This window comes from Actinoplanes philippinensis (assembly GCF_900113015.1).
GTDB lineage: Bacteria > Actinomycetota > Actinomycetes > Mycobacteriales > Micromonosporaceae > Actinoplanes > Actinoplanes philippinensis.
In genome coordinates this window covers 667,099-691,836 of sequence record NZ_FONV01000002.1, presented here as the reverse complement: position 1 = coordinate 691,836, position 24,738 = coordinate 667,099, and the positions used below count along the sequence as shown (strand labels likewise).

Here is a 24,738-nt window from a genome sequence, read left to right as displayed (position 1 = left end):
CCGGAATCCCACCCCTGGATCATTGCGCCGCTACCACCGGGCTGCCCGCTCGTTGCCGTTTTCAATGGGCAGCTCGATGTGACGAGGTGGGAACGATGGGCAAGATCGTGGCGGTGGAGTACATGACCCTCGACGGCGTTTTCGAGGAGCCGGTCTGGAGCGGGCCGTACTTCAACGACGAGCTCGGCGCGTGGCAGGCCGACAACCTGCGGGAGGCCGACGCGCTGCTGCTCGGTCGCAAGACCTACGAGGGACTCAAGGCGGTCTGGCCGCGGATGGCCTCCGAGACCGGTGACTTCGGCGCCAAGATGAACGGGATGCCCAAGTACGTGGCCACCCGGACGCTCACCGAGCCGGAGTGGAACGCCACCTTCCTCGAGGGCGACGTGGTCGAGGCGGTGGCGAAGCTCAAGACCGGCTCGGAGACGCTGATGCTCAACGGCAGCGGGAGCCTCTTCAACCTGCTGACCGAACACAAGCTGATCGACGAGTACCGGCTGATGATCTACCCGGTGGTGGCCGGCGAAGGCCGCCCGCTCTGGGAGCCCGGGGCGGCGGTCACGCTGGCGCACAACGGCAGCTGGCGCTCGGCCACCGGTGTCGAGGTCATCGGCTACGTGCCCGCCTGAGACACCGCGAGGGGGGGCCGGATCGGCCCCCCTCGGCAGTTGCCTCCTACGATCGCGTCCCTACGAGTCGCCGCCGGTCTCGCCCACCGGCGCGGCGTTGACGTCGTCGATCGCATACTTCTTGGCGGCCTCGGCCGGCACGTGCGCCGGAACCTGGCCCCGCAGTGCCAGCTCGCGCAGCGTCGCCACGGTCACCGACTCGCCGTCCACGTGGAAGTGGCGGCGCAGCGCGTGCCGGGTGTCGCTCATGCCGAAGCCGTCGGTGCCCAGCGAGGTGTAGCCGTTCGGCACCCACCGGCTGATCAGGTCCGGTACGGCCCGCATCCAGTCGCTGACCGCGACCGACGGGCCCTCGGTGGCCTCCAGTTTCTGCTGGATGTACGGCTTGCGCGGCGCGTCGCTCGGGTGGAGCAGGTTGTGCTCCTCCGCCTCGATCGCGTCGCGGCGCAGCTCGGTCCACGAGGTGACCGACCACACGTCGGCGCTGACGCCCCAGTCCTGGGCGAGCAGCTCCTGCGCCTTGAGCGCCCACCGCATGCCGGTGCCGGAGGCCAGCAGCTGCGCCTTCGGTCCGTCCTTCTGCGGGCTCTCGCTGAACCGGTAGATGCCCTTGAGCAGGCCCTCGGTGTCGAGGTCCGCCGGCTCGGCGGGCTGGATGGCCGGCTCGTTGTAGATGGTGAGGTAGTAGAAGATGTTCTCCTGCTTCTCCCCGTACATCCGGTGCAGGCCGTGCTCCATGATGTGCGCGATCTCGAACCCGAACGCGGGGTCGTAGGAGACCACCGCCGGGTTCGTCGCCGCGATCAGCAGCGAGTGCCCGTCCTCGTGCTGCAGGCCCTCACCGTTGAGCGTGGTCCGGCCGGCGGTGGCGCCGAGCAGGAAGCCACGGGTCATCTGGTCGGCGGCCGCCCACAGCTCGTCGGCGGTGCGCTGGAACCCGAACATCGAGTAGAAGATGTACAGCGGGATCATCGGCTCGTCGTGCGTCGCATACGACGTGCCGGCCGCGATGAAGCTCGCCGTGGAGCCCGCCTCGTTGATGCCCTCGTGCAGGATCTGGCCGTTCGTGGCCTCCTTGTACGACAGGAACAGCTCCCGGTCGACGGAGGTGTAGGTCTGGCCGTGCGGCGAGTAGATCTTCTTGGTCGGGAAGAGCGAGTCCATGCCGAAGGTACGGGCCTCGTCCGGGATGATCGGCACCCAGCGGGCCCCGAACTCCTTGTCCTTCATGAGGTCCTTGAGCAGGCGGACGAAGGCCATCGTGGTGGCGACCTTCTGCTTGCCGCTGCCGCCCTTGAGGCCGCTGAACGCCTTCGAGTCCGGGATCGCCAGCGACTTCGGCTTGGTCCGCCGGCTCGGGATCGAGCCGCCCAGCTCACGACGGCGCTCCATCATGTACTCGTACTCGTCGGACTTCTCACCGGGGTGGAAGTACGGCGGAAGGTACGGGTTCTCCTCGAGCTGCTTGTCGCTGATGTCGAGGTAGAGCCGGTCCCGGAAGCCCTTGAGGTCGTCCAGGGTCAGCTTCTTCATCTGGTGCGTGGCGTTACGGGCCTCGAAGTGCGACCCCAGCGTCCAGCCCTTGACGGTCTTGGCCAGGATCACGGTCGGCTGGCCGGTGTGCTCGGAGGCCGCCTTGTAGGCCGCGTAGAGCTTGCGGTAGTCGTGGCCGCCGCGCTTGAGGTTCCAGATCTCGTCGTCGGTCATGCCCTCGACGAGCTTGCGGGTGCGCGGGTCACGGCCGAAGAAGTGCTCCCGCACGTACAGCCCGGACTCGCCCTTGTAGGTCTGGTAGTCGCCGTCGGGCGTCACGTTCATCAGGTTGACCAGCGCGCCGTCGGTGTCGGCGGCGAGCAGCGAGTCCCACTCGCGGCCCCAGACGACCTTGATCACGTTCCACCCGGCGCCGCGGAAGAAGGCCTCCAGCTCCTGGATGACCTTGCCGTTGCCGCGCACCGGGCCGTCGAGACGCTGCAGGTTGCAGTTGATCACGAAGGTGAGGTTGTCGAGCTCCTCGCGGGCGGCCAGGCCGATCGCGCCGAGCGACTCGACCTCGTCCATCTCGCCGTCGCCGAGGAACGCCCAGACGTTCTGCTGGCTGGTGTCCTTGATCCCGCGGTTGTGCAGGTACCGGTTGTACCGGGCCTGGTAGATCGCGTTCAGCGGGCCGAGGCCCATGCTGACCGTCGGGAACTCCCAGAAGTCCGGCATGAGGCGCGGATGGGGGTACGACGGGAGGCCGCCACCCGGGTGCGACAGCTCCTGCCGGAAACCGTCCAGCTGGTGGGTGGTGAGCCGGCCCTCCAGGAACGCCCGCGCATACATGCCGGGGGAGGCGTGGCCCTGGTAGAAGATGTGGTCGCCACCGCCGGGATGGTCCTTGCCCCGGAAGAAGTGGTTCATGCCGACCTCGTAGAGGCTGGCGCTCGACGCGTAGGTCGAGATGTGCCCGCCGACGCCGATCTCCGGCCGCTGCGCGCGGTGCACCAGCATCGCCGCGTTCCACCGGATGTAGGCCCGGATCCGCCGCTCGACGAACTCGTCACCCGGGAACCAGGGCTCACGCTCCGGCGGGATGGTGTTGATGTAGTCCGTGGACGTCAGTGGCGGCACGCCGACCTGTCGCTCCCGGGCCCGCTCCAGCAGGCGCAACATCACATAACGGGCTCTTTTCGCGCCGCGTTCGTCGATGACTCCGTTGAGCGACTCGACCCATTCGTTGGTCTCTTCAGGGTCGATGTCGGGAAGCTGGCTCGGCAGGCCATCGCTGATCACCGGGCGCTTGCGCTCCGTGGCCACAGGCAATCCTCTAGGTGTGAGTGTCGGAGTCCGGGCGACCCTTGGTGGCGAATCGCGCGGAGTAGGCCTCCATCCTGCCCCCTTACGGTGTGCGTCGTCACGTCTACCCGGTGTCTCAGCGATGCTCGACACACGTACTGACCAGTAACTTTGTGCGGGGGCCTCCGGCCTCAGCCTTCCAGGAAGGAGAAACGCACCTGCCGGATCGGGTTGTCGCCGTTGGTGTCCACCAGGCAGATCGACTGCCACGTGCCGAGCGCGATCTGGCCGTTGATCACCGGCAACGTGGCGTACGGCGCGATCCACGCCGGAAGCACGTGATCGCGGCCGTGGCCCCGCGAGCCGTGCCGGTGCTGCCACTTGTCCTCGGTCGGCAGCAGCTCGTCGATCGCCGTCAGCAGGTCGTCGTCGGAGCCCGCCCCGGTCTCGATGATCGCCACCCCGGCGGTCGCGTGCGGCACGAAGACGTTCAGCAGGCCGTCCCTCTCGGACTGGACGAACGACGCCGCCTCGCGGGTGATGTCCACGACAGCGGGGGAGCCGCCGGTCCGTACGGTGATCAGTTCGGTGCGCATCCGCCGAGCCTATGTGTACAGATCGAGCAGCAGGAACACGGAGGCGACGCCGGCCAGCCAGCACACGCACTGCGCCAGGCGCACGACGGCGCACCACAAGATCATGTCGTCGAGTACACCACCGGGTGACGGCCCGTGTGTCCCAGATCGATCGTTCTCGCAGTGGCATCACCGGCCGCGGTCGGGAATGCTGAATTGCGTGACCACTCCGCAAAGCCTCGACGAGCGGTTCCGCGATGCGGTTTCGGCCCTTCGACCACCGGAGTCCGGGCGTGCCCCCGGTGATCCGGTCCGCGACGGCGCCGGCCTCACCGGCGCCCTCGCCCGGGAGCTCTTCGACGCCCAGCTGACCAGCCGCCACCTCGACCTCGCCGCGCGCTGGCTGCGCAGCTTCAACGAGGGCTTCCACACCGGCGGGTCGTCCGGCCACGAGGGCAACGCCGCGGTCGCCGCGGCGCTGCGCGGCGACGACCCGGCACTGCTGCACCATCGTTCGGCGGCCTTCTATTGCGTACGGGCCACCGCCCACCCCGGCGCCGCCGGTGACGACCCGGCCCGCCGCCTCGACGAGGCCGCCCGTGACGTGCTGCGTGGTGTCGTCGCCTCGGTCCGCGACCCGATCACCGGCGGCCGCGACAAGATCTTCGGCAATCCCGCTCTGCACCTCATCCCGGCGCTCTCCTCCTCGGGCGGCCACCTGCCCCGCGCCGTCGGCCTGGCCCACGCCCTCGGCCGGTCCGCGCCCGGTCCATCGGCGTCCCGTCCCTCCGCGCCCGGTCTTTCCGCGCCCGGTCTTTCCGCGCCTGGTCTTTCCGCGCCCGGTCCATCGGCGTCCCGTCCCTCCGCGCCCGGTCTTTCCGCGCCCGGTCCGTCCGCCTCCGGCGGCTCACCGTGGCCCGAGGACGCCGTCGTGGCCGCCTCCTTCGGCGACGGCGGGGCGGGCGGCGCCGGGGCCACCGCGGCCCTGCACGCGGCCGGCCGTCTCGCGCTGGCCGGCCAGCCGGTGCCGCTCCTGCTGATCTGCGAGGACAACACCCCCGGCCGGCCCGGCGCCGACGGGTGGACCGGCGCGGCCCTGCGTGGCCGGCCCGGCGTGCGGTACACGTACGCCGACGGGTGTGATCTGGCTGCGGCGTACGACGCCGCGGTCGAGGCCGTGGCCTTCGTCCGCGCCGAGCGCCGCCCCGCCGTCCTGCACCTGTCCACCGTGCTCCTGCTCGGCAGCCCCGGCGACCCGGAGCCCGGCGACGGCCTGGACCGTGACCCCCTGATCAGCGCCGCCCGGCTGCTCGTCGAGGCGGGGCTCTACGGGCCGGACGAGGTGATCACCCGTTACGACGAGATCGGCTGGCAGGTCCGCAAAGCCGCCGAGGAGGTGCTCGGCGAGCCCAAGCTCACCTCCGCCGCCGAGGTCGTCGCCTCGCTCGCGGCCCGCCGCCCGCTGCGCGTCGCGCACGCCGTCACCGAGACCGCCGGCCGGGCCCTCGGCGCCGGCGCGCCCGGACGGCTGCGCGCCTTCGACGGCCGGCTCCCCGAGGACGCCGGGCCGATGACCCTCGCCCAGACCATCACCGCCACCCTCACCGACGCCCTCGCGGCCCAGCCCGGCCTGCTCGTCTTCGGACCCGCCACCACCCGCGGCGGCCGCCACGGCGTCACCACCGGGCTCGCCGCCCACGACCCCGAGCGGGTCTTCGACAGCCCGCCCGACCCCGCCACGATCCTCGGGCTGGCCGCCGGCGCCGGACTGGCCGGCCTGCTCCCCGTCCCCGAGCTGGACGGTCTCGCCGCCCTGCACGGCGCGGCCGAGCAACTGCGCGCCGAGGCGGCCGGCATGGCGTACCTGTCGGCCGGCGCCTACCGCAACCCGCTCGTGCTGCGCGTGCCCGGGCTCGCCCAGCCGTACGGCATCGGGGGCCACCTCGCCAACGACAACACCGTCGCCGCGCTCCGGGACGTCCCCGGCCTCGTCGTCGCGGTCCCCGCCCGCGCCGCCGACGCCGCGCCGATGCTCCGCTCCTGCCTCGCCGCCGCCGAGGCCGACGGGACCGTCAGCGTCTTCCTCGAGCCGGTCGCCGTCTACCAGACGAGGGACCTCTATCAGCAAGGCGACAGCGAATGGCTCGCCCCCTACTCGGCCCCCGGCGCGTGGGCCGACGAGCACATCCCGATCGGCCGGGCCCGCACCTACGCGCTCGGCACCGCCCAGGACGTGACCATCGTGACGTACGGCAACGGCGTCCGGATGTCGCTGCGTGTCGCCGCCCGCCTCGCCGCCGACGGATACGGCGCCCGCGTCGTCGACCTGCGCTGGCTCAACCCACTACCCGTCGCTGACCTGGTGCGCGAGGCGAACGTCACCGGCCGCGTCCTGATCGTCGACGAGACCCGGCGCTCCGGCGGTGTCGGCGAGGGCGTCCTCGCCGCGCTCGTGGACGGCTCGTTCGTGGGATCCGTGCGCCGCGTCGCCGCCGCCGACGTGCCCGTTCCGCTCGGTCCGGCTGCCCAGCACGTCCTCGTGGGAGAGGATGCCATCACACAGGGTGCCCACGCACTGCTGGCACGGTAAATTGCCACACACTCGGTGCGCCACTTGCGCACCGGCTCCGGAATGTGTGGACTACCCCCAGGTTCCGGAACATTTTCGACGGCTAGGAGGATTTGGACAGTGAGCGCGACCGCGGGTCAGGCCGACGGCGTACGTAGCCTGGCGGACCGGTTCGGCCTGGAGCCGAACATGGTGGTCATGGAGATGGGATACGACGACGATGTCGACGAGGATCTCCGTGACGCCCTGACCGAACGCGTCGGTGACATGGTCGACGAAGACACCGACGAGGTCGTCGATGCGGTGCTGTTGTGGTACCGCGACGGCGACGGTGACCTCTTCGAGATCCTCACCGATGCCCTCGGCCCCCTCGCCGACAACGGCGTGGTGTGGCTGCTGACCCCGAAAGCCGGCCGCGACGGCCACGTCGAGCCGAGCGAGATCAGCGAGTCCGCCCCCACCGCGGGCCTCCAGCAGACGTCGACGGTCAACGCCGGCAAAGACTGGACCGGCGCCCGCCTGGTCTCCCCCCGGGGCGCCAAGAAGAAGTAACTCACTGCCCCTCCCGCTCCAGGTCGGCGCCCCCACGGGCGCCGGCCCTAAGGTGTTTGCCCTAGTCTGGGAGGATGCCGATCACCGTGGGCGAGCCGGCCCCCGACTTCCTTCTCAAGGATCAGAACAACCAGGAGGTACGCCTCAGCGACTTCCGCGGTCGCAAGGCGGTCCTGCTGGTCTTCTACCCCCTGGCGTTCAGCCGCCACTGCCACGGCGAGCTGACCGAGATCCAGCAGAACCTGCCCGACTACACCGGCGACCACCTCCAGGTCCTGACGGTGAGCGTCGACTCGGTCTACAGCCACAAGGTGTGGGCCGGCCAGGAGGGCTTCGAATTCCCACTGCTGGCCGACTTCTGGCCGCACGGCGAGGTGGCGCAGGCCTACGGAGTCTTCGACCACGACCGCGGCTACGCCGTGCGGGGCACGTTCCTGATCGACGCCGACGGCATCCTCCGCTGGTCCGAGGTGAACGGCCCCGGCCAGCCACGGGACCAGAAGGCCTGGCGCGAGGCCGTCGCCACCCTGACCCCCTGACCGCGGGCCGTCGCCAGTCGCTGCCCTCCCCCCCTGAGCGCGGGCCGTTGCCAGTCGCTGCCCTCGATCAGCGGCAGGGTAGGATGACTGCTCCGGCAACATGCCGTGCCGGGCGCGTAGCTCAGTGGGAGAGCACTCGCCTTACAAGCGAGGGGTCGTAGGTTCGAAACCTACCGCGCCCACCATCGTGAGCAGCGCGGGAGCGGCTCGCCGGAATTCCGGCAAGCCGCTCCCGTCTCAATTCTTGTCTCATATCGTCTTCAGAACGGTCCCTGCACTTTGCTCGATGATGGTTATCGGGAGTTCGGGCGAGGTGTCGTGTGACTTGCCGGTGGTTCCGGGTTGCGAGGCTCTCGTGTTGCCGTGAGGCAGCCACAAATGAGTGCCGGAGTGCCCTACGACGCGACCTCCGTGCCTCTGGGCCTTCGAATCGCTCGTCCGCACGACGTTCATGATGGCCTGTAACCAACCCGCTGAGCTATCACGATTCGCAATAGCAACTTCTCTCGCGCTGGGGTTGGTAACGGCCGGGCGGGCGTGTGCTCTCAGTAGCGAATGATCATGATCATGGCCTGAGGCGCCCGCGCACTTTGCGTAGCTACGAGCTAGCGTGTTGCACTATGCTGTCCACACCGATTGCCGGAGGACGCGCGTGTCTGAGATTGACGAAGAGCTACTATCCAGTATTTTTGAAGTTCGAGCAGAGTTTCTATCCAAGAAGGAACTCACTCAATGGACCGCGACAACCTTACGTGATAAAGCCATATTAAGTCGTCTCAAGGGCCCGGGCGCCAAACTTCTGATTGGCCCACGAGGCTCGGGAAAGTCTACTCTACTTCGTCAATCGTACTTCGAAATGCATGAGGAGGGGAAGGATCTTGCTGTTTACGTCAACTACAGCAGATCGCTCGCTTTGGAGCCCCTCTTTCATCGCGCGGCGAATGCGCTACAAATTTTTCGCCAATGGGTACTGACAAAGATTGTTCTGGGTGTCCGGGATGCTGTGCAGGAGGATAAGCGACAGCTGCCCAATTCTTTGGCTAAATGGGTTCAGCCTGGACAATCTTTCGTGCATGATCTGGAATCCGGCAAGGATCCGTCGCTGCCAGATAACTTCCTCACGCCTAGTCAGCTTCTAGGTCTCCTCGAAGGCTGGGTCGAAAGCCTAGGACGCCGTCGTTGCGTCCTGCTCCTTGATGATGCCGCCCATGCATTCTCCCCTGACCAGCAGCGCGAGTTCTTTGAAATTTTTCGTGAGCTTCGCTCTAGAGTTGTTTCCGCAAAAGCCGCTGTCTATCCGGGTATCACAAGCTACTCGCCCAACTTTCACGTTGGGCATGAGGCAGAGGTCGTGGAAGCATGGTACCGACCTGAAGAAGAAGACTATCTCGGCACTATGCGAGAGATGGTAGAACGCAGACTTCCTGATTCTTACAAGACTCGACTACGAGGTCGAACCGACTTGGTAGACTATCTAGCACTAGCCTCTTTTGGGCTGCCGCGGGGCTTTCTGGTGATGCTTTCGCAGCTCCTGGGGGTAGAGGAGGACGGCGATCAGGCTCCGACTCGGGCGAAGGCGGAACGTGCGGTATCCGACCACGTTGCCTCGGTTCGGAATATCTTCAAGGCACTTTCTTCAAAGCTGCCGCGCTACAAAAACTTCGTAACCACAGGCGAGGAGCTTGAGACGGCGATAGCGCGGGCGGTGCAGAATTATAATGCAGAAAGGCCTTTGAACAAAAAGGCCGTTACTGTGGCCTTCCCGGAGCCATTTCCGCCCGAGCTTTCCCGAATGCTTTCGATGTTAGAATATGCTGGACTCCTTCGGAAAAGCGATGCCGTCTCTCGCGGTGTAAAAGGCGTCTTCCATCGCTACACCGTGCACTACGGCCTGCTCATTGAGGCGAATGCCTTGAATCTTGGGCGTAGTTTTTCCTTGAGTGATGTTACTACCAGCCTGGTTGAGCGTGATTCTCATGCCTTCGTGCGCACACAGGTGCATCGACTCTTGGGAAGTGGCTACGAAGAACGCTGCACGCTTGACTTGGTGCCCTGTCAAAACTGCGGCGCCCCGCGACTTTCTGAGGAGGCCCAATTTTGTATGAAGTGTGGCCGACCCTTGCAGAGCGCGTCGATTTACGCGGACCTACTTCGAACGCCAATCGACCAATTGCCTTTAACTTCCAAGAAACTCGCAGGGCTAAAAAAGTTCACCTCGATTCGGACGGTTAATGATGTGCTCCTAGACGAGGAGAACATAGAAATCCGTGCCGTTCCAGGTGTTGGTCCAATTTGGGCCGCACGTATCCGGCGCTATGCAGAAGAGTTTGTCAGTGTCTAGGCGAAATTCTTCGACTCAGGCAATGTTCGTCAATCATCCCCCGGAGTCTCTCACGCTTGACCTTACTCGATGCTGCGTGCCAACGCAGTCCAATGGGAGCCCGATCGATACGTTCTATGAAACGATACGCCATACTCTCACTCTTGGGCAGCCTGATCAATTACGTGATAGCCCTACTCTCGGAAGGCTTCTGATCCTCGGATTAGTCACCGGAACCGAGGCTTACTTCAGGACTACACTGTTCGGCTTGACCTCTTTCTGTCCGCTAGCGAAAGATTCACTCGCGGACAGCGAAATTGCTTTTGGGGCAATCGATTTCTACGGTGCTGACCAAGCCGCTCTGGGGCTTTTTGAGCGAGTAAGCTTCGCAGGCAAGCTCGGCATCAAAGAGATGTCCAAGAAGATTGCTGGCCTTACATGGGTGGACAGGTCTTCGCTTGGCGTTGCGGTTTCTGATTTTGAAAAGGTGTGCCACATGCGCCACGCTGCGGTGCACTCGCAGGGAGTATTGAATCGGGGCAATGCCCGCGCTCTCGGGCTGGGTAGATCGACTGGAGCAATGAACGTGGTCGTTGACATGCCGCACTTTCACATGGCCGCGAAAGCATGCACCAATCTGGTGCGAGAATATAATCGATCGCTATACGAACACATCGTGCAGCGATGGATACGTGAGCGAATTCTTGTGGGTAGATGGAGTGATGATAGGAAGTTCTTTCAACCTTTCATTGATCTCATGCGCTCCCAGGAGGACGGTCTAATGCGAGGAACGGCCTACTCTGTGTATAGAACGCTTCAATCCGGAATTCTGAATCGCTACGCTTCTCCCTGAGGGTGCCGCCCGTATGCTGCTCGAATTCAACTGAGCCATTCGGTATCCGTTGTGTCGTCAACGTGCTGCCGTGGGGAGAGAGTTGCTCGAAGCCCGCATAGTTGGCGGATGCCCTGCAGGGTTTGGAGGCAAGCGACTAATCGGGTCTCTGCCAGACGAACGGGTCAAATGACGAATCCGGCTGACCCAGTGCTTCGTCATCTGACCCGCTTCCTGTGTCTTTCCGAGGGTCAGTTCGTCTTCCAAAGCAGTCCGGCGACTTGGTTGGCGATGTCTTTAGCGAGATCCGGCGCAAGGTGTTGATACCGAGTATTCATGGCCATTTGGGACCAGCCCATAACCTCCATGCCGGCTCGGGTCGGCACCCCAAGGACCAGGAGCATCGTTGCCGCCTTGTGGCGGGCGTCGTGCAGGCGAGCGTCACGGACGCCGGCCTCTTGGAGCAATTCCTTCCAAGCGTCGTGGATCGATCGGCCGGCCGTTCTGTTGAGCGAAAACCCAGCCGCCCTCCTCCCACAGTTGGAGGGCGCGTTCCCTCTCCGCATCCTGGACCTTCTTGTGCTCGCGGAGAGCCGCCACGATGAGGGCTGGAATCCCCACAGCACGGCGACCGGCACGCGACTTCACGTCGACCTCTTTGAGGCCGCCTCCGTGCTTCTGAGGACATCTGCTGGCGTGCCGGGAGCAATCGGCGCGGAACACCTCCCTTCGGTGACGGAATGCCGAATTGCCATACCTTTGTCTCGGCGGGAGTTGGTCGGCGGGCTATTGCCATGAACTCTAGGCGCGGGGTCGGTTCGAGGCGGTTCATTTCGTAGGTACTCGTATCCCTAGCTCCAGGCATCGCGTAGAATCTCGGCCGTGGCAGCAAAATTTTCCTGGCGGAGCGTTGATCCGGTTCCTGAGTTGAACGGCGATGTCGCTGCTTTACTCGCCACCATCGATGATCTCCGGCGGGTTTGGGAAGAGACTCTTAGCCTCGCAACGAGCGAAGAAATCCAGGAGGCCCGCAAGCGCAGTCTGCGTCGCCATGCGATCGAGACGGGAATCATCGAGCGCCTGTATGACCTGGATTGGGGAGTCACGGAAGCTCTTGTTGCCGAAGGCCTCACGCTTAATGCTGCAGAGCGTGAAGGGGGTATCACCGAGGACACCCTCGCAGTTATTCGTGATCAGTATTCTGCTCTCGACTATCTTGCAGAAGCTTGTCGCGGTGGTGTCGACCTGTCGCTTCATTTCATTCGAGAACTTCACGTCCTGATTACACGTCATCAGATGACTTATGAAGCTCAGGATCAGTTCGGCCGGATTGTGCATAAAGCTCTTTCTCACGGAAGCTGGAAGACGCACAAGAACCAGGCGGTGACTGCGGAAGGCGACATCGTCGAGTTTGCGCCTCCCGAGCATGTGCAGTCTGCAATGGAAATGCTGCTCGTTGAGTACGGTAAGTCCTCGAGCACGCACCCGATAATCCGCGCCGCGTGGTTGCATCATCAGTTTACTTCGATTCATCCTTTCTCTGATGGAAATGGCCGCGTAGCTCGTGCTCTCACGCTTTTGGTTTTACTGCAGGCGCGCTATGCGCCGCTAGTGGTTGACCGGCGTCAACGGGTCGATTATATTGCGACGCTCGAAAACGCTAGCGCTGGAGATCTGCGTCCATTGGTCCGGCTCTTCGCTAGGTTAGAGGGGATTGCGCTCCGCTCGGAACTTATCAGGCCGGTAGAGGTGATGCCTGTCGGGTCAGGCGCTGTAGATGTTGCCCGAGCCTATGCCGATCGACTTCGGGTCTTGGTTCAGGGCAGGGGCGAGGAGCAGAAAGAGCAGACTGCAACACTTGGCGCTGACCTTCACGCCAAGACTGGTGAATACGTACGAAGCGTTCGTGATCAATTCCGTGAAGCTTTCCGTGCAGTCGATCCAGCGGCCGATGCTGTTGTATTCCAAGCGGCACCTGGTGAAGAGCGTGCTGGTTGGTGGCGGACCCAAATCATTCGTACCGCAAATGCCGTAGATTTTTATAGCAATCTTCGCGAGGGATGCTGGTGGACACAGTTGCGTCTGACTGTTTTTAATCAAACCCTGCGATACGTGGTTGCGATTCAAAAAGTAGGGCGAGGCGAAACGGGGGTACTCGCTGTAACGGCTTTTGCTGAATCCGTCGAGAATCTCGGCGAGAACGACGTATCTCGACCGACATCATTGCTAAACCCAACCCCAGATGACAGCGTGACTCTCGTCTATACTGACGTCGCGGATAATCGATGGCCTGAGGTTCTCGATCTTGCCGATCGCTCGCTGGCTGCTGCTATTGCAAGTTTCAGCAATGGATTGGGCTAGCCTTCAACATCAAAGTGCGTGTCCTCTGGCGTGTGTTGATGAAGGGCGAGTTTCGCGCATTGGTGATTTCCGAAGTCCAAGGCGAGGGCGATTGGGAAGTGGTCAAGCCTTTGTGTTCCGGACTGGGGTCCAAATAATATTTAAGATATTGCAACCGCGGAGTTGAGGGACGGCGGCGATTTCTCCTTAATTGTCGAGCGAATTATTAGATCTTTGATGATCGGGTAATTTTGTTGGCAAGCGAGGCGGAATGGCACTATTCGCGGCCATTTCCGCCATCCGGGTTAGGTATCATGGCTACTTCAAGCCGTTGGATGTCTTTTCCGGGGGCCGAGCCCCCGGAAACCCCGCATCACGGTGGTTGCGCCTGATCGGCCCGTCTCGGTCGTCGGCGGCCCGTGTGGTTCCTCGCCTCGGGTGTCTTCGTCGCCCTTCACTTCCTGAGCGCTGTCGAATGTGTCTTGCGGCGACTCTGACGGCCAGCTGCCTTCCGCCTCTGTCGAGGCCGGCCGTCGGCGCGTTCCGGGAGAGGCAACCGGGGTGCAACGGGGGTGGGCTCATGTGGGGGACGGGTGGGCCGATTCGGAATGCGTCTGCGGCGGGGCCGCGGTGGGCGGGTCCGGGCCGGTTTCCCCTCGGCGGCCGGGGCCCGCCCGGATGGATGGGTGACGGGCATGGAGGGCTTCGTGGGTACGGAACTGCACGCCGGGATCGACTTCGAGAAAGTGGTCGTCTCGCCGTACCCGCTGAAGATGCGCAGTGGGATCGCCCGCCGGGAGCGGACCGGGATGCTGGTGGAAAGTGTCTGCCGGGCGCCCAGCGGGCGTGGCCGGGAGGAACGGGTGACCTTCGCTGCTCGTCTCGCGCTGCCGCTGCTTCTTGTTTCGGCTGTGCTTGCGGCCGCCGGGGTCAGCTGGTGGCTCGCAGTCGGCGGGAGTGCCGTTCTCGTTGGCGGGGTGTGGCGGCGGCAGGCCCGGGCGGCGCAGGAGGCGGTGTTCGCGGTGCCGCGGGATGACGCGTCGTGTGTGTTGTGGTCGGTGCCGGAGCGGGCCGCGTTCGCGGGGGCGCTGGACGGGGCGCGGCGCGTCCGGCGGACCTGGCCGGCGCTCGGCGACATGATCGATCCGGTCCTTGCGGACCGGTCTCTGACCCGCGCGCTCGGCGAGCTGGCCGAGGTTCTGGGGCGGCGCCAGGAGCTGCGCCGGGTCCGGGAGGAGCTCGCGGGGGTACGCGACGCCGACATCCCCGTGGACAGCCCGGCCCGGGTGGCGGCCGACCGGCAGCGGGAACGTGCCGACGAGGCGTGGCGGGAGGCGGGTGACGCCGCCAACCGGATTCTCGGCAGCATCGACGCGGCGGCCCGTGCGGGGGAGAGCTTCATCCGTGAACGGCAGGTCGCCGCGACGGCCCGGCACGCCGAGCGGACGCTCGCCCGGGTGGCCGGCGTTCCGGCCGCCGTGGAGAGCGGGCCCGACCTGGCCGGACGCACCGAAGCCGTGATCGACGCCTACCGCGACCTGGCCCGCACATAGTCAAGACGTGCAGTGCAGTCAAGACGTGCGGTGCAGTCAAGACGTGCGGTGCAGTCAAGACGTGCGGTGCAGTCAACACGTGCAGTGGCCGTGTGTATGACAACAGGCGCATGACGTCGAGGCCTGGACCGCTGAAGATTCACTCACGCATATCCCCCGGAGGGGTGATGTGATCGAGGGCCCCGATGCGGGAACCTTGTCGCATGCCAGGTGTTCGCATGTTCAGGCCGCTCGGCGGGACAACTGCCGGGGGACCAGGATCGGGCCGGCCGCGCGGGTCGATCCCAGTGCGGCTGCCAGGCGATCCTGCACCTCGTCGGACGCGGGGAGCCGCCACTGGGTGCGGGCCGGATGGATCTCCCAGCGGACCGGGCCCTCGGGCATCCGGCTCGGTGGGGCCGGGATCCAGGAGCCGGCGCCGTGCCGGACCACGTCGAGGCGGTGTTCGAGTTCGGGGCGCAGGGTGCTTCCGGGGCGTACCAGGAAGATCCAGCGGCCCGCGGCGGTCACCGCGACCGGTCCGGAGGCGGGGCCGTGTGTGCCGAGCGACGCGGGCACCTCCAGGGCGTCGAAGGTGTCTCCGGTGGGGAGCAGGACGGTGTACGGGCGCCGCCGCCACCACGCGGAGATGCGGGCCGGATCGTCGCCGGTGGACGCGGCCCAGGAGTCGAGGGCCGGGTGGCAGCCGGTGATGTCACAGGCGGTGCGGCCGCAGTCGAAGCGGTCGCCGGTCAGGTGTGCGCCGGGCGTCACCGCCCAGCCGTGTGCGGCATACCGCAGCGCGGCCCGGCGCAGGAGGGCTCTGTCGAGGATTGACGGTGGGACGAACGGCTGACGGCTGCTCCACTGCATGGCTCGATACCCCCGGATTCGAGTGGTTGGGCCGTATCCCACGGCGACGAACGTCGTTGGGTCCGGCAGATCCACCCTTTGCAACTTGCATGAAAAACTACGAGCATCGGTGAGCAGGCGATCACACACGCTGTGCGATCTGCGCGCACGTGAGAGGTCCACACTGCGAGTGACACCGGATGGCTCACCGGCGGAGGGACCGCCGGTTGAGTGGGGAGGCACCGTGGACGAGCTGCCGATCGGCCGCCGCGTCGCCTATTGGCGGGGCCGACGCAAAATGTCCCAGCAGGTGTTCGCGGACCGGCTGGGCAAATCGAAGAGCTGGGTCGACAAGGTGGAGCGCGGGGTCCGCCGACTCGATAAATTCTCCGTTGTCTATGACATCGCCGACGTGCTCCAGGTCGACGTCCAGCTGCTGCTGGGCAAAGAGGTGGAGCGTAAGCCGGAGACGCAGAACTGCATCGACCAGGTGGAGGTCGAGGAGATTCGGGCGGCTCTGGAGCGTTATGACCAGATGAGCGCGTTCTTCCAGGCGGTGCCACATTCGCCACCGCTCACCGAGATGCGCAAAGCGGTCAGTCACGCCTGGCTGACCTACCAGCACGCCAAGTACGGGGCTCTGGCGCGCGCTCTGCCCAAGCTGCTCCGGGACGCCCAGGCGGCGGACAGCGCCCACGCCAACAGCGACGACGCGCCGCACGCCGCGCACCTGCTCGGGCAGGTGTATCAGATCGCCTCGTCGGCGCTGCGCAAGGTCGGCGAGCACGAGCTGTCCTGGCTGGCCGCGGACCGGTCGATCGCGGTGTCGCAGCGGGCCGGCGACCAGTTGCTGGCCGGGCTGGCCAGTTACCGGGTGGGCAGTGCGCTGCTCGCGCTCGGCCGGGTCCGCCCGTCGCTCGAGGTGAACGTCAACATCGCCAACCGGCTGGCGCCCGGCCCGGACCGGGCCCGCCCCGATCAGCTCTCGGTCTACGGGATGCTGCTGCTCAACGGGGCGATGGCGGCGGCCCGGATCGGCGACAGCGCCACCGTCCGGGACCTGCTGTGCGGCGCCGACCAGGCGTCGCTGGAGCTGGGCGGCGACTTCAACCACTACTGGACCAGCTTCGGGCCGACGAACGTGCAGCTGCACCGCTGCGCGACGGCGGTCGAACTCGGCGACGGGAAGCTGGCCGTGGAGACGCACGAGGGTATGGACAAGGCCGGGTTCCAGGCCATGCTGCCGGAGCGCCGGGCGCATCACTACCTCGACATCGCGCGCGGTTACACACAGATCGGCGACGTCGAGAAGGCCGGCGAGATGCTGCTGGAGGGCGATCGTCTCGCCCCGTCCGAGATCCGGTGCCGGCCGCTCGCCCACGAGGTCCTTTCCGACGTGCTCCGGCGTACCCGGGGCACGCCGCCCGCTCCGATCGCGGAGCTGGCCGAACAGATGGGAGTCGGTGTATGAGGTGGGTACGCGAGTGATGGCGGGTAACCCCTCACCCGGTGTGCTGTACGTGCTGGTGTGCGGCTCACCGATGGCCCGGGACGTCGGGATCCTGGTCAGCCTCGCCCAGAGCGAAGGCTGGGACGTCTGTGTGGTCACCACCCCGGACGGCCGCAAGTTCGTCGACGTGGCGGCCTTGCAGGCGCAGACCGGGCACCCGGTCCGTTCCGACTACAAGAGTCCCGGCGACCCGGACGTGCTTCCGGCGGCCGACGCGATGATCGTCGCGCCGGCCACCGTCAACACGGTCAACAAGTGGGCCGCCGGCATCACCGACACGCTGGTGCTGGGTCTTCTCGTGGAGGGGTACGGCTACGGCGTCCCCACCGCGGTGGTGCCCTACACCAACAAGGTCATGGCCCTGCACCCGTCGCTGCACGAGAGTCTCGCGAAGCTGCGGGACTGGGGTGTGCACGTGCTCTACGGCGAGGACGTGTGCCGTCTCGGCGGCCCGGGGCAGACCGATCGTTTCCGTGGCCAGTTCCCCTGGCGGCGGGCCCTGCAGGCGGTCAGCAACCCGATCGCGGCGGGCAGCCGAGTCGAGCCGGGGGCGCTTTCCTAGCGGTATAGGGTTGGCCCTCGTGACCGACTCAACCGTCCGCTCCGTGGTGGATGCCCTCGACGCGCGTTTCCCCAGGGCCTGGGCGGAGTCGTGGGACCGGGTCGGGCTGGTGCTCGGCGAGTTCGAGCACCCGGTCACCCGTGTCCTCTGCGTGGTCGACTGCGTCCCGGAGACCGTCGACCAGGCGATCGAGCTGGGCGCCGACCTGATCCTGGCGCATCATCCGCTGTTCCTGAAACCGGTGTCGTCGATCGCGCCGGACACGTTCAAAGGCGCCCTCGTGCACCGGCTGATCCGGGCCGGGGTGGCGCTCTACACCGCGCACACCAACGCCGACGTGGCCAACCCCGGTGTGTCCGACGCGCTCGCTGCCCGGCTCGGCCTGACCGGGCTGAGCCCGCTGGCGCCGGCCGAGGGCGCGGCCGCCGGTGAGGGCCGTGGCCTGGGCCGGGTCGGGGAGCTGCCGGAGCCGCTGACCCTCGCGGCGCTGACCCGCCTCGCGGCGCGGCGCCTGCCGGTGACCGCGGCCGGGGTGCGCGCCGCCGGCGACCCGGACGCCCTTGTCCGCCGGGTGGCGGTCTGCGGTGGCGCCGGTGACTCCTTCCTGTCCGTCGCCGCCCGGTCGGGCGCTGACGCGTACCTCTGCGCTGATCTGCGGCATCACCCGGTGAGCGAGCATCTCGCCTCGGGTGGCCCGGCCCTGCTCGACGTCGCCCACTGGGCGAGTGAGCGTCCCTGGCTCGACGACGTGGCGGCCTGGCTGCGCGAGGTGTTCCCCGTCGAGGTCGTGGTGTCCGATCTGGACACCGACCCCTGGACCGTCCATGCGAATCATGATGATTTGGAGATCCGCCCGTGAAGGCCGCCCCGGAAGCCCAGCGCCGTCTGCTCGACCTGCAGGCCGTCGACACCACTCTCGCGCAGTTGGCGCACCGGCGTAAGTCGCTGCCCGAGCTGGCCGAGATCGACGCGGCCGCGCGGGAGATCTCCGCGCTCGAGGACGAGCGGGTCCGTGCCCAGGTGGTCGTCGACGACCTGGAGCGCGACATCTCCCGGCTGGAGAAGGACATCGACCAGGTCCGGCAGCGCAAGGAGAAGGACCAGAAGCGCCTGGACGCGGGCGGCTCGCTGCGTGAGGTCGAGGGCCTGCAGCACGAGCTGGCCACGCTGAACCGGCGGCAGTCCGAGCTGGAGGACGCCGAGCTCGAGCTGATGGAGCAGAACGAGACCGCGGCGGCGGCGCTGACCGAGGTGCAGGGGCGGCTGACGGCCGCGGTCGGGCGGCGTACGGATGCCGAGCGCCGCCGTGACGAGGCCCTCGCCGAGATCGCCAAGGAGCTGGAGTTCAAGACCCAGGCCCGGGGCCCGCTCGCCGCGGACCTGCCGGCCGACCTGGTCACCCTGTACGAGAAGATTCGTTCGGAGACCGGCATGGGCGCGGCGCTGTTCCAGGCGGGCCGCTGCGGCGCCTGCCGGATCGAGCTGTACGGCGCCGATCTGAACCGGGTGAAGTCCGCCCCGAAGGACGACGTGGTCCGCTGCGAGGAGTGCCGGCGGATCATGGTGCGGACCGGGGAGTCGGGCCTGTGAGCGGCCTCCGGGTGATCATCGAGGCGGACGGCGGGTCGCGCGGCAATCCCGGCCCCGCGGGGTACGGCGCCGTGGTCCGTGACGCCGGCTCCGGTGAGGTGCTGGCCGAGCGGTTCGCCTCCCTCGGCGTCGCCACCAACAACGTGGCGGAGTATTCCGGCCTGATCGCGGGCCTGCAGGCGGCGGCCGAGCTGAACGCCGAGCGGGTCGCCGTGAAGATGGACTCGAAACTGGTCATCGAGCAGATGTCCGGCCGCTGGCAGATCAAGAACGCGGGTCTGCGGCCGCTCGCCGCCGAGGCGGCCGCCCTGGTCGGCAAGTTCGCCGAGGTCGCCTTCGAGTGGATCCCGCGGGAGCGCAACAAGGCCGCCGACGCGCTGGCGAACCGGGCGATGGACGGCGCCGCCGAGACGTCCCCGGTCGCGGCGCCGGCGGAGAAGGTCGCGGCGCCGCCGGCGGAGAAACCGAAGTCGTGGGCGCCACCCGCGTCGCTGACCGACGCCACCCGGATCATCCTGGTCCGGCACGGCGAGACGCCGCTGACCTCGCAGGGGCGTTACTCCGGGCGCGGCGACGTGCCGCTCACCGACGAGGGCGAGGCGCAGGCCATGGCCGCGGCGGGGCGGGTGGCCGGCATTTCCCGCGACATCGCGGCGGTCCTCTCGTCACCGCTCTCCCGGTGTACGCGTACCGCCCAGCTGATCGCCGACGAGGCGGGCGGGCTGCCGGTGACCGTCATGGACGACCTGATCGAGTGCGACTTCGGGGCGTGGGAGGCCAAGACCTTCGCCGAGGTGCAGGAGCAGTGGCCGGACGAGATGTCGGCGTGGCTGGCGTCGACGAGTGTCGCCCCGCCGGGTGGGGAGTCGTTCCAGGCGGTGGCGAAACGAGTGCGGGGGGCTCTGGCGACCGTGCTCAGCGCGTACCCCGGGAAGGTCGTCGTCCTTGTCTCGCATGTGTCGCCGATCAAGTTGATCCTGCGTGACGCGCTGGCGGCCGGGGATGCCTTCCTGCACCGGCTCTTCCTGGACGCGGCGGGTGTGTCCACGATGGACGTGTGGCCGGATGGGAACATCGCGGTCAGATCGGTCAACGAGACCGCCCATCTTCGATAGCCCTTATTGACCCTCGCAGGGCGGACGTTTAGCTTCCTCGATTAGGAAACTTTCTTCAACGTTTCGCCCTGGAGGGCTCATGCGCGGTTCCACCCGCCGCCTCGTCGCCGCGGCGGCCGCTGCCACCTGCCTCGTGGCGGCCGCACCGGCTCCCGCACAGGCACACGGGAACGACAAATACACCAAAGTTGCCTACTTCACCCAGTGGGGCATCTACGGCCGTGACTTCCAGCTCGCCGACGTGCAGAGTTCCGGCGCGGCGGCCCGGCTGACCCACCTCAACTACGCGTTCGGCCCGGTCACCGCCGACGGCGTGTGTGCCTCGGCCGATCCGTGGGCCGACTGGCAGACGCCGTTCTCCGCGGAGAACAGTGTGGACGGTGTCGCCGACGTGGCCGGCCAGCCGATCTCCGGCAACCTCAACCAGATCGCCGAGCTCAAGAAGAAGAACCCCCGGCTCAAGGCGCTGATCTCGCTCGGCGGCTGGACCGGGTCGGCGCACTTCTCGGACGCCGTTCTCACCGACGCGTCCCGCAAGAAGCTGGTCAGCTCCTGCATCGACCTGTGGATCAAGGGCAACCTGACCGGTCTGCCCGGTGGCGTCGGCGCGGGCATCTTCGACGGCGTCGACCTCGACTGGGAGTGGCCCGGCTCGGCCGGCAACGACGGCAACGTCATCCGCCCCGAGGACAAGCAGAACTTCACCCTGCTGCTCGCCGAGTTCCGCGCCCAGCTCGACAAGCTCGGCCGGCAGAACAAGAAGAAGTACCTGCTCACCGCGTTCCTGCCGGCCGCGCCCGCGAAGATCGAGGCCGGCTTCGAGGTGAAGAAGATCTTCAAGTACCTCGACTTCGGCACCGTCCAGGGCTACGACTTCCACGGCAGCTGGGAGTTGCGCGCCAACCAGCAGTCGGCGCTGCGCGTGCCGGCCGGCGCGCCCGACAACCCGGACTTCTCGGTGGACAGCACCATCAACGCCTGGATCGCGGGCGGGGCGCCGCGCAAGGAGCTGGTTCTCGGCGTGCCCTACTACGGGCAGGGCTGGACCGGCGTCACCGGCGGCCGCAACGGCCTCTTCGGCCCGGCGACCGGCCCGGCGCCCGGCGTCTTCGCCGCCGGCTCCGAGGACTTCAAGACGCTCCAGAAGCTGCCCGCGCAGGGCTTCCAGGTCCATCGGGACCTGCGTAACGGTCACGCGTGGCTCTACGACGGCAACACCTTCTGGACGTACGACGACCCAGCCGTCGTCTTCCAGAAGTCGCTCTACATCCGGGCCAAGGGACTCGGCGGCGCGATGATGTGGTCGCTCGACGGTGACGACGCGAACGCGTCGCTCACCAAGGCCATCTCGGCCGGCCTGCGGTAATCGTCGTCATCGATGCGGCGGTGTGCCCACTCGGCGCACCGCCGCACCCGTTCGGCGCACAGGGGATCGCTCGATCAGCCGACGTCTCGTTAGCATGACGTGAACCACACGCAATGTGGACGGAGGAGGACTCATGACTGAGCCCGAACGTCGGAGAACCGATAGAAGTCCCTGGAACTGGCTGCTCCTGGTGCCGATCGTGGTGCCGCTGCTGACCTTCCTCTACAACCGTGACGAGCCGCGGATCGGCGGTTTCCCGCTCTTCTACTGGCTGCAGTTCGCCTTCATCCTGCTCGGCGTCGGCACCACGACGCTCGTCTACCAGATGACCAAGAGGCGGCGGCCATGAGTGAGCACCTGACCGAGATCATCGTCTTCACGGTCCTGTTTCTGCTGGTCAGCGGGATGGGGTTCGTCGCCTCGCGGTGGCGGCAGCCGAAGGACATGGCCCACCTCGACGAGTGGGGGCTGGGCGGACGCAGCTTCGGCGGCTGGATCACCTGGTTCCTGGTGGGTGGCGACCTGTACACGGCGTACACCTTCGTCGCCGTTCCCGCCCTGATCTTCGGCGCCGGCGCGGCCGGGTTCTTCGCCGTGCCCTACACGGTGATCATCTACCCGCTGTTCTTCCTGATCCTGATCCGGCTCTGGTCGGTGTCGCACCGGCACGGCTTCGTCACCCCGGCCGACTTCGTCCGCACCCGGTTCGACTCGCCGACCCTCGCGCTCGTCATCGCGATCACCGGGATCGTGGCGACCATGCCGTACATCGCCCTGCAGTTGATCGGCATCGAAGCCGTCCTCAAGACCATGGGCGTCACCGGGGAGAGCACGATCGCGAGGCACCTGCCGATCATCGTGGCGTTCGCGATCCTGGCCGCCTACACCTACCAGTCCGGGCTGCGGGCGCCCGCCCTGATCGCCTTCGTCAAGGACACCCTGATCTACATCGTGATCCTGGTGGCGATCATCTACCTGCCCTACAAACTCGGCGGCTGGAACGCCATCTTCGACGCCGCCGACGCCAAGTTCCAGGCGTCCCCGGCGCCCAACGACGGCATCACCCTCAACGCCAACAACCAGGTCCAGTACTTCACCCTGGCCCTCGGCTCGGCGCTCGCCCTGTTCCTCTACCCGCACAGCATCACCGGTGTGCTGGCCAGCAAGAACCGGGACGTCATCAAGCGCAACATGTCGGCGCTCCCCGCGTACAGCCTGCTGCTCGGCCTCATCGCGCTGCTCGGCTACATGGCCATCGCCTCCGGCGTGAAGCCGCTGCCCGGCGCCAAACCCGGCACCGTCGACAGCAACACCGTCGTGCCGGTCCTCTTCGACCAGCAGTTCCCGTCGTGGTTCGCAGGCGTGGCCTTCGCCGCCATCGGCATCGGCGCCCTGGTCCCGGCCGCGATCATGTCGATCGCCGCGGCCAACCTGTTCACCCGCAACATCTACAAGGAATACCTGCGCAAGGACGCCACCCACGCGCAGGAGGCCAACGTCGCCAAGATCACTTCCTTGGTGGTGAAGATCGGCGCGGTCGCCTGCATCGTCTTCCTCGACCCGCAGTTCTCCATCGACCTGCAACTCATCGGCGGCGTGATCATCCTGCAGACCGCGCCGGCCGTGGTGATCGGCCTCTACACGCGGTGGCTGCACCGGGGCGCGCTCATCGCCGGATGGGCCGCCGGCATGGCCATCGGCTTCTGGATGCTCTGGCAGATCCCCAATGCCGCAACCGGTCGCAAACACTTCGGCGGATCGGCGTTCCCCCTGTCCGAATTCGGTCTCGACAGCACCAAGACGATCTACGTCGGGTTCGTGGCGGTGCTCGTCAACGCGCTCGTCGCGGTGATCGTGACGCTGGTGCTGCGCGCCGCGTCCGTCCAGGAGGGCATCGACGGAACGAAGGACGACGACTACTTCGCCGACGAGGGTGACGCGCGGCTCGAACAGCAGCGCACCACACCGGTCGAGAACGTCTCCTCGACCTGACGTCAGGTATGCCGCATCTCCCGCCGCAACGGGAGATGCGGCACCGGCAGATCCGAGCGATACGCGAGATCCGCGGGGCTTGCGGCCTCCTCGCGCAACCGGGCCACGAGACGTCCGGCGATCATGTGGTACGCCGTGCCGGCCGCCGGCCAGCGCACCGTCTCCGTCCCGTCGCCGACGCGTACCGTCAGGCTGTCCTCCGTCTGGAAAAGCTCGGCGAGGGTCTCCTCGCCCGCGTGCGAGCGTCTCTCGTCGTCTTTTCCGCCCCCACCGGCCCGCTGCTGGCTCGTGCGGCCGGCTTCCTCTTCCTCTCCGGCCGGCTGCCGGCTCGTGCGGTCGGCTTCGTTCTGTTTTCGGGGCGGCTGCCGACTCGTGCGGTCGGCTTCGTTAGTCCCGGCCGGCCGGCGGCTTCTCTCCAGTCGCACGCCGGCGCCCGCGGGCAGGGAAGCGGCGGCGGCCGCGAGGCCCGTCCCCAGCGCCGCCCAGCCCACCTCGCCGGTGAACGGCGGGACCGCCGGAGACGGGACCCGGCGCGGGGCGGGCCGCAGCCACAGGTCGAGCATCCCCGGCCGGTCGACGATCTCCAGCACGCCGGCCGCCACCCGCCAGCCCACGCTCGGATCCGGCCCCGGGCACCGTATCGGCGGCGGCCCCAGCTGCGCCCCCACCTCGGCGATCGCGGCCACGAAGAGATCCCGCCGTCCCGGAACGTCCAGACCGTCCGACTCACTGAGATTCAGGTACACGGCGGTCACCTCGGCCCCGAACAGGAACGCCCCCGCCCGCCCCGGAGCAGCGTCGAAGGCGCAGCTCACCGTCCCTTCGGACGGCGGCCGGTAGATCCAGCCCGCGGCCGTGGCGAACTCCTCCAGCTGATCGGCCGCCCAACTCCACTCGAATCCCGCGACCGCGGCCACGGTCCGAGCCACCACGTGCACCGGGTCATTGTTGCCCATCGGGGCCGCCACGCCACGATGCATGAGGGTTACGGCATACGCGAGGCGAATTTAGGTATTAGTCCGACTCGCCACAGATGAGGCTGATGCTCCGGTAGCGTCTGCTCTGGCGCCGCCCGACCGTGACCT

General features: G+C 66.9%; 21 protein-coding genes and 1 tRNA gene. 17 read left to right on the top strand and 5 right to left on the bottom strand.

Annotation, left to right across the window (positions count from 1 at the left end; genetic code table 11):
• Positions 1–95: 95 nt before the first annotated feature.
• Positions 96–629 carry a dihydrofolate reductase family protein gene (locus BM290_RS06585; RefSeq protein WP_093610999.1) on the top strand — a complete coding sequence of 178 codons (534 nt, stop codon included), beginning with the start codon at positions 96–98 and terminating at the stop codon, positions 627–629.
• A 60-nt stretch (positions 630–689) separates the two neighbouring features.
• On the opposite strand, the gene aceE is transcribed toward BM290_RS06585, so the two are convergent.
• Complete coding sequence (gene aceE, locus BM290_RS06580; protein ID WP_093610997.1) at positions 690–3,428, bottom strand: pyruvate dehydrogenase (acetyl-transferring), homodimeric type; 2,739 nt, start codon at positions 3,426–3,428, stop codon at positions 690–692.
• 170 nt (positions 3,429–3,598) lie between these two features.
• Complete coding sequence (locus tag BM290_RS06575; protein WP_093610995.1) at positions 3,599–4,003, bottom strand: secondary thiamine-phosphate synthase enzyme YjbQ; 405 nt, start codon at positions 4,001–4,003, stop codon at positions 3,599–3,601.
• Positions 4,004–4,190: 187 nt separating this feature from the next.
• On the opposite strand from BM290_RS06575, the gene BM290_RS06570 reads away from it, so the two are divergent.
• From BM290_RS06570 to BM290_RS47120, 6 genes are all read left to right on the top strand, one after another.
• Positions 4,191–6,572, top strand: a complete 2,382-nt coding sequence (locus tag BM290_RS06570; RefSeq protein ID WP_093610993.1) for a transketolase C-terminal domain-containing protein — start codon at positions 4,191–4,193, stop codon at positions 6,570–6,572.
• Positions 6,573–6,671: 99 nt separating this feature from the next.
• Complete coding sequence (locus BM290_RS06565) at positions 6,672–7,103, top strand: DUF3052 domain-containing protein (protein ID WP_043525386.1); 432 nt, start codon at positions 6,672–6,674, stop codon at positions 7,101–7,103.
• A gap of 74 nt (positions 7,104–7,177) precedes the next feature.
• Complete coding sequence (locus BM290_RS06560) at positions 7,178–7,642, top strand: peroxiredoxin (RefSeq protein WP_093610991.1); 465 nt, start codon at positions 7,178–7,180, stop codon at positions 7,640–7,642.
• Between the two features lie 110 nt (positions 7,643–7,752).
• Positions 7,753–7,827 (top strand) — tRNA-Val (locus BM290_RS06555).
• Positions 7,828–8,294: 467 nt separating this feature from the next.
• Complete coding sequence (locus BM290_RS06550; protein ID WP_093610989.1) at positions 8,295–9,983, top strand: zinc ribbon domain-containing protein; 1,689 nt, start codon at positions 8,295–8,297, stop codon at positions 9,981–9,983.
• 247 nt (positions 9,984–10,230) lie between these two features.
• On the top strand, positions 10,231–10,815 hold the full coding sequence (locus tag BM290_RS47120; RefSeq protein WP_143133635.1) for a hypothetical protein: 585 nt from the start codon (positions 10,231–10,233) through the stop codon (positions 10,813–10,815).
• 230 nt (positions 10,816–11,045) lie between these two features.
• Here the strand turns inward: BM290_RS47120 and BM290_RS06545 are convergent, their stop codons facing one another.
• Positions 11,046–11,360 (bottom strand): tyrosine-type recombinase/integrase, encoded by a 315-nt coding sequence (locus BM290_RS06545; RefSeq protein WP_239143411.1) that lies wholly within the window; start codon positions 11,358–11,360, stop codon positions 11,046–11,048.
• A gap of 316 nt (positions 11,361–11,676) precedes the next feature.
• Here BM290_RS06545 and BM290_RS06540 point away from each other — a divergent pair, with 316 nt between their 5' ends.
• Complete coding sequence (locus tag BM290_RS06540) at positions 11,677–13,155, top strand: Fic family protein (protein WP_177319601.1); 1,479 nt, start codon at positions 11,677–11,679, stop codon at positions 13,153–13,155.
• Between the two features lie 686 nt (positions 13,156–13,841).
• A complete protein-coding gene (locus BM290_RS06535; protein ID WP_093611260.1) occupies positions 13,842–14,687 on the top strand; it encodes a hypothetical protein in 846 nt (281 codons plus the stop codon).
• A gap of 222 nt (positions 14,688–14,909) precedes the next feature.
• Here the strand turns inward: BM290_RS06535 and BM290_RS06530 are convergent, their stop codons facing one another.
• Positions 14,910–15,539: a bifunctional DNA primase/polymerase gene (locus BM290_RS06530; protein ID WP_093610985.1), complete on the bottom strand. Its 630-nt coding sequence runs from the start codon at positions 15,537–15,539 to the stop codon at positions 14,910–14,912.
• Between the two features lie 223 nt (positions 15,540–15,762).
• Here BM290_RS06530 and BM290_RS06525 point away from each other — a divergent pair, with 223 nt between their 5' ends.
• The 8 genes from BM290_RS06525 to mctP all read left to right on the top strand — a co-directional run bounded on the left by BM290_RS06525 (position 15,763) and on the right by mctP (position 23,653).
• Positions 15,763–16,989: a helix-turn-helix domain-containing protein gene (locus BM290_RS06525; protein WP_093610983.1), complete on the top strand. Its 1,227-nt coding sequence runs from the start codon at positions 15,763–15,765 to the stop codon at positions 16,987–16,989.
• A 16-nt stretch (positions 16,990–17,005) separates the two neighbouring features.
• Positions 17,006–17,590: a flavoprotein gene (locus BM290_RS06520; RefSeq protein ID WP_093610981.1), complete on the top strand. Its 585-nt coding sequence runs from the start codon at positions 17,006–17,008 to the stop codon at positions 17,588–17,590.
• A gap of 10 nt (positions 17,591–17,600) precedes the next feature.
• Positions 17,601–18,449 (top strand): Nif3-like dinuclear metal center hexameric protein, encoded by an 849-nt coding sequence (locus BM290_RS06515; protein ID WP_093610979.1) that lies wholly within the window; start codon positions 17,601–17,603, stop codon positions 18,447–18,449.
• Complete coding sequence (locus tag BM290_RS06510) at positions 18,446–19,180, top strand: zinc ribbon domain-containing protein (RefSeq protein WP_093610977.1); 735 nt, start codon at positions 18,446–18,448, stop codon at positions 19,178–19,180. The genes BM290_RS06515 and BM290_RS06510 overlap by 4 nt, the downstream gene beginning before the upstream one ends.
• On the top strand, positions 19,177–20,295 hold the full coding sequence (locus BM290_RS06505) for a bifunctional RNase H/acid phosphatase (protein ID WP_093610975.1): 1,119 nt from the start codon (positions 19,177–19,179) through the stop codon (positions 20,293–20,295). Before BM290_RS06510 ends, BM290_RS06505 begins: the two co-directional genes overlap by 4 nt.
• Positions 20,296–20,374: 79 nt before the next feature.
• On the top strand, positions 20,375–21,661 hold the full coding sequence (locus BM290_RS06500; RefSeq protein ID WP_093610973.1) for a glycoside hydrolase family 18 protein: 1,287 nt from the start codon (positions 20,375–20,377) through the stop codon (positions 21,659–21,661).
• A gap of 133 nt (positions 21,662–21,794) precedes the next feature.
• Positions 21,795–22,010: a DUF3311 domain-containing protein gene (locus tag BM290_RS06495; protein ID WP_093610971.1), complete on the top strand. Its 216-nt coding sequence runs from the start codon at positions 21,795–21,797 to the stop codon at positions 22,008–22,010.
• Complete coding sequence (mctP, locus tag BM290_RS06490) at positions 22,007–23,653, top strand: monocarboxylate uptake permease MctP (RefSeq protein ID WP_093610969.1); 1,647 nt, start codon at positions 22,007–22,009, stop codon at positions 23,651–23,653. The genes BM290_RS06495 and mctP overlap by 4 nt, the downstream gene beginning before the upstream one ends.
• A gap of 2 nt (positions 23,654–23,655) precedes the next feature.
• Here mctP and BM290_RS06485 read toward each other — a convergent pair whose 3' ends face one another.
• Positions 23,656–24,633 carry a DUF6301 family protein gene (locus BM290_RS06485; RefSeq protein ID WP_143133634.1) on the bottom strand — a complete coding sequence of 326 codons (978 nt, stop codon included), beginning with the start codon at positions 24,631–24,633 and terminating at the stop codon, positions 23,656–23,658.
• Between the last annotated feature and the right edge of the window lie 105 nt (positions 24,634–24,738).